The sequence below is a fragment of the uncultured Desulfovibrio sp. genome (genome assembly GCF_944324525.1).
Taxonomy (GTDB): Bacteria; Desulfobacterota; Desulfovibrionia; order Desulfovibrionales; family Desulfovibrionaceae; genus Desulfovibrio.
Window position 1 is genome coordinate 41027 of the sequence record NZ_CALUWS010000017.1, and the last position, 11841, is coordinate 52867.

The 11841-nt window shown below is 65.8% G+C and carries 9 protein-coding genes; 2 read left to right on the forward strand and 7 right to left on the reverse strand.

Going from position 1 to position 11841, the window contains the following annotated elements:
- Nucleotides 1-63: 63 nt before the first annotated feature.
- The 7 genes from Q0K12_RS06160 to Q0K12_RS06190 all read right to left on the reverse strand — a co-directional run bounded on the left by Q0K12_RS06160 (nt 64) and on the right by Q0K12_RS06190 (nt 8372).
- Nucleotides 64-2481 (reverse strand): Smr/MutS family protein, encoded by a 2418-nt coding sequence (locus Q0K12_RS06160; RefSeq protein WP_297261063.1) that lies wholly within the window; start codon nt 2479-2481, stop codon nt 64-66.
- 117 nt (nt 2482-2598) lie between these two features.
- Nucleotides 2599-3057 (reverse strand): GatB/YqeY domain-containing protein, encoded by a 459-nt coding sequence (locus Q0K12_RS06165; RefSeq protein WP_297261066.1) that lies wholly within the window; start codon nt 3055-3057, stop codon nt 2599-2601.
- Nucleotides 3058-3170: 113 nt separating this feature from the next.
- Nucleotides 3171-3374, reverse strand: coding sequence for a 30S ribosomal protein S21 (gene rpsU / locus Q0K12_RS06170; protein WP_296305852.1), 204 nt, complete (start codon nt 3372-3374; stop codon nt 3171-3173).
- Nucleotides 3375-3676: 302 nt separating this feature from the next.
- Entirely contained in the window at nt 3677-3952 is a 276-nt protein-coding gene (locus Q0K12_RS06175; protein WP_297261068.1) for an HU family DNA-binding protein, read from the reverse strand.
- 118 nt (nt 3953-4070) lie between these two features.
- A complete protein-coding gene (rsmA, locus tag Q0K12_RS06180; protein WP_297261070.1) occupies nt 4071-4883 on the reverse strand; it encodes a 16S rRNA (adenine(1518)-N(6)/adenine(1519)-N(6))-dimethyltransferase RsmA in 813 nt (270 codons plus the stop codon).
- 23 nt (nt 4884-4906) lie between these two features.
- The gene (gene fusA, locus Q0K12_RS06185; protein WP_297261073.1) at nt 4907-6949 is read right to left on the reverse strand and encodes an elongation factor G; all 2043 of its coding nucleotides are present in this window, start codon (nt 6947-6949) and stop codon (nt 4907-4909) included.
- 547 nt (nt 6950-7496) lie between these two features.
- Nucleotides 7497-8372: a hypothetical protein gene (locus Q0K12_RS06190; RefSeq protein ID WP_297261076.1), complete on the reverse strand. Its 876-nt coding sequence runs from the start codon at nt 8370-8372 to the stop codon at nt 7497-7499.
- 173 nt (nt 8373-8545) lie between these two features.
- On the opposite strand from Q0K12_RS06190, the gene Q0K12_RS06195 reads away from it, so the two are divergent.
- The gene (locus Q0K12_RS06195; protein ID WP_297261078.1) at nt 8546-8833 is read left to right on the forward strand and encodes a hypothetical protein; all 288 of its coding nucleotides are present in this window, start codon (nt 8546-8548) and stop codon (nt 8831-8833) included.
- Nucleotides 8834-8928: 95 nt separating this feature from the next.
- On the forward strand, nt 8929-11415 hold the full coding sequence (locus Q0K12_RS06200; RefSeq protein ID WP_297261080.1) for a hypothetical protein: 2487 nt from the start codon (nt 8929-8931) through the stop codon (nt 11413-11415).
- Nucleotides 11416-11841: the final 426 nt, after the last annotated feature.

Here is an 11841-nt window from a genome sequence, read left to right on the forward strand (position 1 = left end):
AGAGTTTCGAGGGGAGGGAGCGCGGGGGGGACCTTTGCAAAGGTCCCTCTCCCCCGCATCATCTCAGCGCAACTGGACGATGGTCATGCCGTCGCCGCCGCGGTCTTCGGGGGCAAGGGCAAAGTGTTCCACGGCCGGGAAGCCGCGCAGGAAATCGTGTATCTGCCGGCGCAGCGCGCCGGTGCCGCGTCCGTGTACCACTTCCAGCTCATGGAAGCCCGCCAGCAGGGCCTTGTCGAGGAAGCGTTCCACTTCGGCCAGGGCCTGATCCGCGCGCATGCCGCGCAGATCGAGCTTGAGGGCCGGGGCGCTGTCGTCCGTCTGCGCACGCACGGCCCGGCCCACCGCCGAGGGGGCGGCCGCGGGGGCGGCGGCCGCTGGCAGGCGCACGTCCTTCACCGCGGCCCAGAGACTCACGCCGTTGAGGTCAAGGCGCAGGCGGTTGCGGCGCTCGTCGATGTCGGTAATGCGGCCGCGCTTGTTGAAGGCGGTATGCAGCACTTCCTGTCCCACGCGGAAGGTCTCCGCCACGGGCAGGGCGGCGGCGGGGGCTTCCTCCTGCTGCGGGGCGGCGGCCAGCGAGGCCCGCAGGCGGGACATCTCCCGCAGGGCCTGCTTCTGGGTGGCGCGGCCTTCCTTCCAGGCGCGCATGAGCTCCTGCGCCTGCGCGCGTACCTCGTCATGCAGGCGCAGGCGCTCCTTCTCGAATTTTTCGCGGGCGTGTTCGGCCTCCCGCCGGGCCTTGTCCTGCGCCTTCTTCAGATCGCGCAGTTCTTCCTCACGGCGGGCGGCAAGGTCGTTGAGGCGCTGGAGCACCTGTCCCGTCTCCTGCCCGTCCTGCAAAAGATACTGTTCCGCCCGGCGCAGGATGCTGTCCGGCAGGCCGTGCTCACGGGCCACGTCCAGCGCCTGACTGGCCCCCACCTGATCGTAGGCCAGCCGGAAGAGGGGTTTCTTGCTCTGCGGGTCAAAGAGCACCGAAGCCGCCCGCGCGCCTTCGCGGGTGAGGGCGTAGCTCTTGAGGGCCGGGAAGTGCGTGGCCGCGAGAGTGTACGTCCGCTTTTCCAGCAGTTCGTCCAGCACGGCCTGGGCCAGCGCCGCCCCCTGCGCCGGGTCGGTGCCCGCGCCGAATTCGTCCAGCAGCACGAGGGCCTCGGCGTCCAGATGCTTCCAGGCCTTGCCCAGATGCTGGATCTGGGCCGTGAAGGTGGAGACGTTGTCCGCAAGGCTCTGCTCGTCGCCGATGAAGGCGTCCACCCGGCCGAACCACGGCAGATGCGAACCCGCGCCCGCCGGGACGGGCAGGGCGCTCAGGGTCATGGCGGCCATGAGGCCCAGCGTCTTGAGGCAGACGGTCTTTCCGCCCGCATTGCCGCCGGTGATGATGAGCGCGCGTTCGCCGGGGCGCAGCACGATGTCCAGCGGCCGCACGCGCCGCCGGGCCGCCTCGCGGGCTTCGGCCGCGTCGCGGGCGTTGCGCCGCTCGCGCTCCGGCGGCGTCTGGCGGGTCTCCTCCGCCCGGCCCAGCAGCAGGAGCGGATGCCGGGCCTCCAGCAGGCAGATGCCTTCCGCCGCCGGGGTCAGGGGCACGCAGCGGCCGTCATAGCTTTCAGCCAGACGGCGTTTGGCCTGCAGGACGTCCAGCCCGGCCAGCAGGTCGAGGGCGGCCCGCGCGCCGGGCAGCTCGGCCAGCAGCAGGGAGCGCAGATAGGCAAGGATCTTCTGCTCTTCCTCGCGCTCTTCCCGCTTGAGTTCCTGGAGGCGGTTGTTGATCTCCACCAGGAACATGGGCTCGAAATAGCAGGTCTCGCCGGTCTGCGACCAGTCATGGATGATGCCCTGCATGCGCCCCTTGAAATTGGCCTTGAGCGGCAGCACATAGCGGTCGGACGAAAGGGTCATGAATTCGTCCTGCAGATAGGGCAGCATATTGTACTGCACGGCGTAGTCCTTGACCTTGCGCATGCAGTTTTGATGCAGGCGGCGCAGCTCGCTGCGGACCTGATGCAGTTCCGGCGAGCTCTCGTCGCGGATGTAGCCGTCATCGGAAAGGCAGCGGTTGAGGGCGGCGGTGAGCTGCACCGGCAGAGGCGAGCGGCGGGCAAAGTCCAGCAGGTACGGCCATTGCGTCTCGGCTTCGGGCACGGCGATGGATTCCACGGCGGCCTGCGCCAGACGCAGTACCTCCCGCAGGGCCCAGAAGGCATCCGTATCCGGCTGGGCGTGCGGACGCTCCACCGCACGCAGCAGGCCGCTCACGTCGGGGAAGGAGGTCAGCATGAAACCGCCGTTGCCCAGCGGACGGGCCGCCCAGACGCGGGACTCGTCAAAAAGGCGGGCTTCCCGCGTGACGGCATCGGCATCGGCAAGAGGCGCGACACGCAGGGCGTGTTCGCGTCCGACGCCGGAGGTGCAATGCCCGGCCAGATGGGCGATGACGGCGTCAAATTCCAGAGCGGCAAGGGTTCGCGCGTGAATCATGGGGCAAGGGGGTGGCCGGGAGGCCGACTGAAGGTGAGCGGGATGACCTCCCCGTGAGCGGGGCAGGCGAAAAACGAAAAAAAGGCCGCGCAGCGGCACGGCCTCCTGTTGCGGGACTTATTGGGGCGTCAGGCGCTGCTTGACGGCTTCGGAAAGCTGCTTGCCGTCCACACGGCCCTTGTGCGTGGCCATGATGGCGGAGATGACCTTGCCCATGTCGCGGGGCGAGGCCGCGCCCACGGCGGTGATGGTCTCCTCGATGAGGCGGCCGAGTTCTTCCGCGCTCAGGGGCTGGGGCAGGTATTCCTGGATGACGGCCAGCTCCTCGGCTTCCTTCTGGGCCAGATCGGGACGATTGGCGGCGGTGTACTGCTCGATGGAGTCCTGACGCTGCTTGCCTTCCTTGATGATGACGTCCAGCATCTCTTCATCGCTCAGCGTGCCGCCGGGGCGGCGCAGCTCCACCAGCCGGTTCTTGACGGCGGTCTTGAGCAGACGCAGCACGGACAGGCGCACGGCGTCCTTGGCCTTGTAGGCCTGCACATAGTCTTTATCAATCTGTTCAAACAGGCTCATGTCGATATCCTCACGGGCCGGGACCCGGAAAAAATCAAAAAGCGGGAAGCCCAAGGCAGGGCCTCCCGCAAACGGACAGCGTCGCTTGCGCCCCAAGGGACGCGGGCGCGACATTACGCCGCGTTCATCTTGCGCATCTTCTTCATCAGGCGCTTACGGGCAGCGGCCTTCTTCTTCTTGCGCATCACGCTGGGCTTTTCGTAGTGCTGACGCTTCTTCATTTCGGACAGCACACCGGCCTTTTCCACCTGCTTCTTGAAGCGGCGGAGCGCGATATCAAAGTTGTAATCGTCTTCGTTCAGGAATACACCGGGCACAGACATCACCCCCTTTTTTCAGGGCTCCGGCCGTGGCCGGGCACTCGGCGACCGTAGCCGCCGTCGTTCCAAAGCGAACGAAAAGCGTCTATATACCGTTTTTCCCCGCAAGGCAAGTCTTTTTTCTCCAGAGGGAGGGCGGCGGGCAAAAAAAGCACAAGGCCACCCACCGTCTCCAGGAGCATTTTCCGTGTGAATCGTTTTACGTTGCACACTATACGGTCTGTCGTTTCGCGGTAAAAACGCGGTTTTTTCGCTTGGCGTGCCGCCGCCTCGCGTTTTATCTTTAAAGATAAAACGCTCTAGTCTTCGAGGGCGTCCTTGAGCATCTTGCCGGGACGGAATTTGATCATCTTGCCTTCGGCGATGGTGAGCGTCTCGCCGGTACGGGGATTGCGTCCCTGCCGGGCCTGACGGGTCTCCACACTGAAGGTGCCGAAACCGGTGAGCGTCAACTTGCCCTCTTCCACGAGACTTTCTTCCACGGAGGCAAGAAAGGCGTTGAGCACACGCTCGGCGGCGGCCTTGGTCAGATTGGATTTGGCCGCGATTTTTTCGATAAAGTCTGCCTTGGTCATGAAACTATCCTCCTACACATATCCCGGCCCCCCCGGCCAGGTTTCTTGTACGGCAGGCAAAAAAGGAAGCAAGCAAGGGACCGTACGTGAAAAGGGGAACAATTTTTCAGGAATCTTGTCAAGCTTTGGCGGCCAAAAGAGCGCTCAAACGGTGAAAATCCGCCACGGAAAGCTGTTCCGGGCGCAGCTGCGGCGCAAGTCCCGCCTCTTCCGGCAGGGTGAGCAGGGCCGCATCCCCGCAACGACGAAAAATGCCGCCGATCTGCTTGCGCCGCTGCTGGAAGCAGATCTTCAGCAGGCGCGAAAGTTCGGCCGCATGTGGCGGGCGTGCCGCTTCCGGCAGGGGCTCAAAGGTCAGGACGGCGGAGTCCACCTTGGGCGGCGGGCTGAACGCGCCCGGCCCCACGATGAATTCCAGCCGGGGGCGCACGAAACTCTGCACCCAGACCGACAACGCGCCGTAGTGCGACGTGCCCGGCCGGGCGGCCAGCCGCTGTCCCACTTCCTTCTGTACCATGAAGACGCCGCGCTGCAGGCCGCGTGCCTGCGCCACCATGTCCCAGAGCATGGGGGAGGCCACGTTGTAGGGCAGGTTGCCCGCGATCTTCCAGGGATAGGCGGGCGTGATGCGCGACCAGTCGAAGCGCAGCGCGTCCGTCAGCACGGCCTGCGTGCGGGCTCCGGCCAGCCGCTGCCGTTCCGCCGCCCAGTGATCGTCCTTTTCCAGCAGCAGCAAGCAGGCGTGCGGCTGCTCCTCCAGCGCGCGGGTCAGCGCGCCCGGCCCGGGGCCGATCTCCAGGACGCGGTCTTCCGGCTGCGGCAGCAGCAGGGCGGCGATGCGCCGGCAGATATGTTCATGCTTCAGAAAATGCTGACCAAGGCTTTTCTTGGCGGCGGGCTGGGCGGATGCGCCGCCGGGATGGCGTGACATGCTCTGTCTCCCGTGTGCGCCCGTCAGGGCAGGTCGAAGCGGTCAAAGGAAAGCATGAGCCCGGCCCGACCCTGTGTGGCCGAACGGAGCTGAGTGGAAAAGCCGAAAAGCTTGCGCAGGGGAGCCGTGGCCTGCACCTGCTTGAGACCCGCCCGGTCCTGCAGATCGTCCACCTTGCCGCCGCAAGCGCCAAGCAGGCTGATGGTCGCGCCCAGAAAATCGTCCGGTACGCTGATCTTGACGGTCATGATGGGTTCCAGCGTCACCGGCGAGGCGGCGGACACGGCCTCACGCAGGGCCTGCCCGGCCGCAAGATGCGTGCCCGGTACGGTGGTCAGCCCCTCCGTGCGTTCCACCAGTTCCAGCCGCACGGCCACATCTTCCAGCGGATAGCCGGTACGCTCGCCGCTCTGCAGGGCATCCCGCACGCCGGACAGGGCGGCCTCCAGCAGGGCACGAGGCAGCAGCCGCGCCGCTTCCTGCGGGTCGGCGGGCAAAAAGTCGCCCACCGTGACCGCATTTCCCGTGCCGCGCTCACGCGGAGCGACCGTAAGACGCACATGGCCCTGATGGTGCTCCTTGCCGAGGTCCCGTTCAAAGGTCACGTCGGCCTCGCCGCTCTTGCGTACGCATTCGCGCAGGATGACCTGCGGATGCCCGGCCCGGGGGCTTATGCCGTACTCGCGCCGGATGCGTTCCAGCAGGATGTCCAAATGCAGCTCACCCATGCCGGAGACCATGCGGCAGCCGGATTCCTCATCCTGCCGCACCAGCAGGGTGGGATCTTCGGCGGCATAGCGCTCCAGCGCCTCGTCCAGCACCTTGCCCTCGTCGGCATTGCGCGGTTCCAGCGCAAGCGTGATGACCGGCGCGTAACTTTCGATGGCTTCCAGGCGCACTTGCCGCTCCCGGCCCGTGAACGTCTCCCCGGTATGGGCCGAACGCAGGCCGATGATGCTGACGATGTCGCCCGCGGCGGCGCTTTCGAGTTGTTCGCGGCGGTCGGCGTGCATGCGGTAGATGCGTCCTACGCGCTCGTCGCAATGCTGGTTCACGTTGCGCAGGCTGTCGCCTTCATGCAGCGTCCCGGCGTACAGGCGCAAAAAACTCAGCTTGCGGCCATTCTCCATGAGCACCTTGAAGACCAGCGCCGCCACCGGGGCCGCCGGATCGGCGGGGATGACGACCTGTTCCCCCTCCTCATCCGTCCCCGTGGGCGCGGGCACGTCCAGCGGCGAGGGCAGCCAGGCGCAAACGCCGTCCAGCAGCGGCTGCACGCCGCTGTTGCGCAGAGCGGAACCGCAGTACACGGGCGTGACCGCACGCGCCAGCGTCGCCCGGCGCAAGGCCGCGCTGATGTCCTCCGGCCCGTAGCCGCCGCCAAGGTAGCTCTCCAGAAAATCGTCGTCGGCCTCGGCCAGCTTTTCCAGCAGATGTTCCCGCCAGGTGGCGCACAACTCCGCCGCCTGCGTCCCGGCCTCCGCCACGGGACGGCGCTCCACCGTGCGGCCCTGATCTTCCGCCGAAAACGTCAGGTACTCCTCGGCCAGCAGATCCACCAGCCCCTGGAATTCCTCCCCCTGTCCCACCGGGACGGTCAGCGGCAGGGGATTGGCCCCAAGCCGCTCCCGCAGCGCGATGAGCACGGACTCAAAGTCCGCGCCCAGCCGGTCTATCTTGTTGATGAACGCCAGCTTGGGCACGGCAAAATGCTCGGACTGCCGCCAGACGGTCTCCGACTGCGGCTCCACCCCGGCCACCGCGCAAAAGACCCCCACAGCGCCGTCCAGCACCCGCAGCGAACGCTCCACCTCGATGGTGAAATCCACATGCCCCGGCGTGTCGATGAGGTTGATGGTGTGCCCCGACCACTGACAGGACGTACAGGCCGAGGTGATGGTGATGCCCCGTTCCTGCTCTTCCGGCAGATAATCCATGGTGGCCGTACCGTCATGGACCTCGCCCAGGCGGTGGATCTTGTGGCTGTAAAAGAGCATACGCTCGGAAAGCGTCGTCTTGCCCGCGTCGATGTGGGCGATGATGCCGATATTGCGAATGTCCTGCATGGGCTGTCCTGTACGATGGTTCAAATTTCCCGCCAAAATGCTCCGGTACGGGTGGTCGTCGTCTGGGGGAAGGGGCCCCCTCGCTCTGCTGTCGATGCCCGTAAGGCTCCTGCGTCGCCTAACGGGCACGGCCTGCGGCCGCCTTTCGGTCGCGCTCTGCTGTCGATGCCCGTAAGACCGAAGGTCCGACGGACATGGCCCGTCTGGGGGGAAGGGGGACCCCTCCGCCGGCGCGGGAGGGGTCCCCCTTCCCCCCAGGCCCCCCAACCCCTCCCCAGCGCGCTTTTACTGGGGAGGATGGAAGGGGAAAAGTGGCACGCAGGCCGTCCCCTCGTCTTTCGGTCCCCCGGCGATACGGAAAAGGGATGCAGGGAAGGACGCGCCAGGCTGTCGTCCCCTGCCGTCCGCCTCCTCTCCAGTGTGTGTTTTTTGGGGAAGAGAGGCGGGTGGCGCGACACAAAAACCGTCCCTTCGTCCGCCGGTCTCCCGGTGATACGGGAAAAGGGACGCGGGGACGGATCCCCGCGTAAAATTTGCCTGAACGTCCCTACAGCAGGCCGAAGGCCGCGCGCCGGAGAGCGAAGAAATCCGGCGTCAGGCCGTCGTGCAGCCAGAAGCCTTCACAGCCGGGCGTCAGGGCCAGCGGGGCGGCGCCGCGTCCGAAAGGACGGTCCGCGCTCAGGTGGCAATGCGCGCGGGCGGCCTCCGGCGTAGTGTAGATGGCTGCCGGGCTTTCGGGCAGAGCGGCGGTACGGGCCCGTTTGACGCAGCCTTCGCCGTGGGCCAGCACAAGGGCTTCCATATCGAAGAGATCGGGCTGCGGCAGGGCCAGCGCCGGGGCATAGCGCTCCTCGTAACAGGGGATATGGAGGTGGCGCGCCGTCTGTGCGGCAATGTCCAGTTCGCCCTTGTGCAGCAGCACGAGGCGGCCGGGGCCGGGCTGGGTCTCTTCCAGCAGGCGGCAGAGCGCGGCTTCATCCAGACTGAACACGTCCTCGACGCCTGCCAGCTCCAGAGCCAGCAGGGCTTGCGGCGTGGGCGTCTGGCCCTGCGAGCCCACGCAGACGGCCCCAAGCAGGGGGACTTGCGCCAGGAGGGCGGGCAGGCAGGCCGCGGTGAGGCGGGCCGCCGCCGCATAGGCCGGGGTAAAGGCCACCACGGCCCACGGGGCGGGGCAACGATGCTCTTCCTGCCAGAAACCGCTGAAGGGGTCGCGCCAGCCGCCGCTTTGCTGGGCGGTGGGGCGGCCGAAATACTGGGCCATGAGGGCCAGACCGGTTTTCAGGGCGGCCCGCTGGGCGGGCGGAGCGGCTTCATAGGCGGCGGCGCTGGCGTCGTCGCCCACGCGGCAGGCATCCAGCCATTGCGGCCAACAGCTCTCTGGGTCAGCGAAAATGTCGGGGAGGGTGCTGCAAGTAGTCATACGGCCTCTCTCGTCTGGCGGGTACGGCAGGGGGCGGCGGAAAGCGGGACTGCCGCCATGCAGGACAATGTGTCGGACGACAATATAGCAAAAGTGCGCCGCATGCGCCAGAGGCGGGGCATCCGCCCCGCAGCGGCAGCGCAGCGCGTCCCTTCTTGCCGCATGCGTCCGGCATGCCGGCGCGCAAGAGCGTTTTGCCTTTGAAAAAAGCACACCGCGACGCGGCGGCTTCTCCGGCTCTGACGGAAAAAGCTGTTGTTCCGCCTTCCTTTTTGCTACAAAAACGTGGTTCGCGAAAAACGCCGTTTTCACTAGAGCATTTTCCGTTTGAAACGCTTCGCGCTTCAAACCATACGGCCTGGCGTTTCGCGGAAAAAGCGCGGTTTTTCCGCTCACTTTTGGCCGGGCGGCGCTGTGCTGCCGCCTCGCGTTTTACCTTTTTCAAAGGCAAAACGCTCTAAGCAGCCTGTGCAGGTGCGGGGTGGTCCCGCGTCTGTTTGCGCGGGCGCTTTCTGTCCATATCTCTTGTTCAGCCGTCCTGTTTGGGAGATGTCACATGATCGGACGCAACACTGCATCAGTTTTCGACAACGCCGGCGCCGCCCGTCCGGCCGTGTCGCGCAAGCGCCGTCTGTCCTCTGTTTTCGGCATTCTTTCCGTGGCCGCCATGCTGCTCATGGGGGGAGCGGGCGTCGCACTGGCCGAGATCCCCGGCGGCGAGTGGTGGAACTCTTCCGCGCCGGTCAGCCTGGAGCCCGGCGAGCACTGGACGCTGTCCGGCGAACGTCATGAGCAGGTCGAAACGACCTGGATCCTCATCCAGAAGGGGGCGCGCATGACGATCGACGGGGGCATGCTTTCCGGCGCTGCGCTCTCGTTTGTTTGCGAGGGCGAATTGATCGTGCGCAACGCCACGGTGGACGTCCGGTCCTGCACGGTCGCGGATGGCGACACGTCCCGCATCACGCTGGACGGCGGCCGGTTGTCCGTTGCCGGAGCGGCGCAGATCGGCACCCTTTCGGTGCGAGGCAAGGAAAACATCCTCGCGAGCGACAGGGGCCTTACCGGGCGCATCGAAGGGGACGGCGCCCTGACCCTGCAAAGCGCAACCCCCGGTCAGACGGCCCGCTGCGAGGTCCGCGAGCTGACCGGGGCCACGCTGACGGTCGCGCCGGATATGGACGTATCGTTCATCTACGACAAGGTGTCCGGGGCGCATATCGAGGTTCGGGGCACAGTGAAGCACGTGGCAGGGGGGCGGGCGGCATCCCCTGCGATAGCGGAGCAGGCGGCATCCTATGCCGTCCAGCCCGGCGGAAGTCTTGTCCTTGACGAGAGGATAGCGGACTCCATGATGCACGGCGGCAATATATCCCTTGCCGGGTCGGCCGCTGCTCCCGCCACGCTGGATATGGGATCGACGGGGGTGAAGACAGCGAGCCTTGAGCGCGTGACCGACAAGGGCCACGCCGTCTACAAGGCGGATAAGCTGCTGCTGAACGGCAGCAGCCTCAGCTTTCACCCCAGCAGCCGCCTGGTGTGCAACAATCTGATAGTGATGAACAAGATTACCCTTGCCTCGGGAGAGATCTGTCTCACTGGCACGGGGGACGAGCCTGCGCTGATTGATGGGCAGGGACTCACGCTTGACAGCAAAGGGGAAGGGGCGGCTGCCGTGCTGCGCCTGAGCGGGAACGGCGGCAAGCTGCCTCTGCCCGTCACCGTCTTCAACGGTTCGATCATCGTGGATGGCGGTGACTGGTATTTGGCCAGCCCTTATTCCTTTGAGGCGCTGCTCACGCTTGGTGAGGGCGGCATGGTGGACATGCGTGATGGCAAACTCACGGCTGGGTTGCGCGGCGAGGGCGGAGTCCTGCGGTTCGGCGGCGGCCACATGCGCCTGCTTTCCAAAACCAGGGCGAGCCTGTCCCGTCTGGAGGCGTCCGGGGCCGGCGAGTTCCAGCTGTACAAGGGCAGGCTTGATGTGAGGAAGGCAAAGATCGTCATGAACGGTGCTCTTGCCACGAGGATAGATGAGGGGACGCTCCGGCTCGACCCGGAGCAGGTAGAGGCCCTGACGGCGGCCGGCGGGAAGCTGACGCTGACCGGAGCCACCCTGGATCTTGGTGAGACCGTGACGCTGACGGCGGACATGGTCAGGCGCTGGCGCTCCAACGACAGGATCAAGAGTGACTATCTTACCTGCAGGACCGGTAATCTGACCCTGAAGGGCGAGAGCTTTGACTTTGACTGCCGCGTGGAGGCCGACATGCTGACGTTGGACAATAACGGCTCGCCCGTCACGCTCGCATCAGGGATGCTCGAGTTCAAAGGCAAGAAGGGGGAGACGCCCAGGTTGCTGGGTGACAGGCTGACGCTTGACGATAGCCAAAGCGCCAACCGGAACGCAACAGCCCAGCTGCTGCTGGGCGGCGAGCACGCCACTTCTCCAGGCGGCAGGCTGGAGACGGACATCCGTGTCGTCAGCGGCGTGATGCAGGTGTCCTGCGAATGGACACAGTCCGGGAGCAAGACGCTCATGCTGGAGGAGGGCGGCAAGCTGAGTCTCTCGAGTACGCTGGCGGCGAAAGTGAAAGGGGAGGGCGGCAGCGTCTCTTTAAATGGCGGCAGTCTGCATCTGAACGACGGCTCGGCGCTACGCCTGTCGCATCTGTCTGTCTTGCTCGGCAAATTCGTGCTGGAAGCCGCCAGGCTGGACCTGAGCGCAGCGGCTGCCGAAATGAGGGGAACGCTCTACACGACGGTCAACGGCGGCGGGACGCTCCGGCTCGACGTGGGGCAGATCGATGCCCTGACGGTTTATGAAGGCAACATCATCCTTGCGGGGCAGGAACAGAACGTCGCCACCCTGGACTTTGGCGAGACGGCGACGCTGAGCTCGGACGCGCTCGCAACCTGGCTCGGCGCGGGCACGATCGTGGACAAGGGGCACGCCGTCTACCGGGCCGGCAAGCTCTCTCCCCCGGCCGGCAGCAAGACGCTCGCACTTCCCGCCACCAGCAGGGTGAGCGCCGCACACTGAGCCGCGATCATGTCGCGTTACCGCCGCTCTTGATATCCCCTGCGCCCGCGGGCAGGTCCTCCATCCCTGCCAGAAACGTACAACGGCGCTTTCCCGCCTGGGGAAGCGCCGTTTTTCCTGCCATGATGCCGGGGAAGCCGCATCTGGAGGATATCCGGCGCCGCCGCTTTACGCTTTCCCTTTTTCAAAGGCAAAAGGCTCCAGCAGGAGGGAGGAGGGGGGGCAGGACAGTCCCTTGCCGGTATGCAGCCGGGAGACCTGCGGTCGAGGGGGAGCCTGCCGGGAAAAGTCTTCTTGTCACCCTCCCCGGTAAACGTTTTTGCGGGAGGAAAGGGGGGTGCAGGGGGGAAAGGAGGGGGCTTTTTGCAAAAAGCTCCCTCCTTTCCCCCCGCAAAAAAACACCCCGCCCGCTCCGTAGAGCATTTT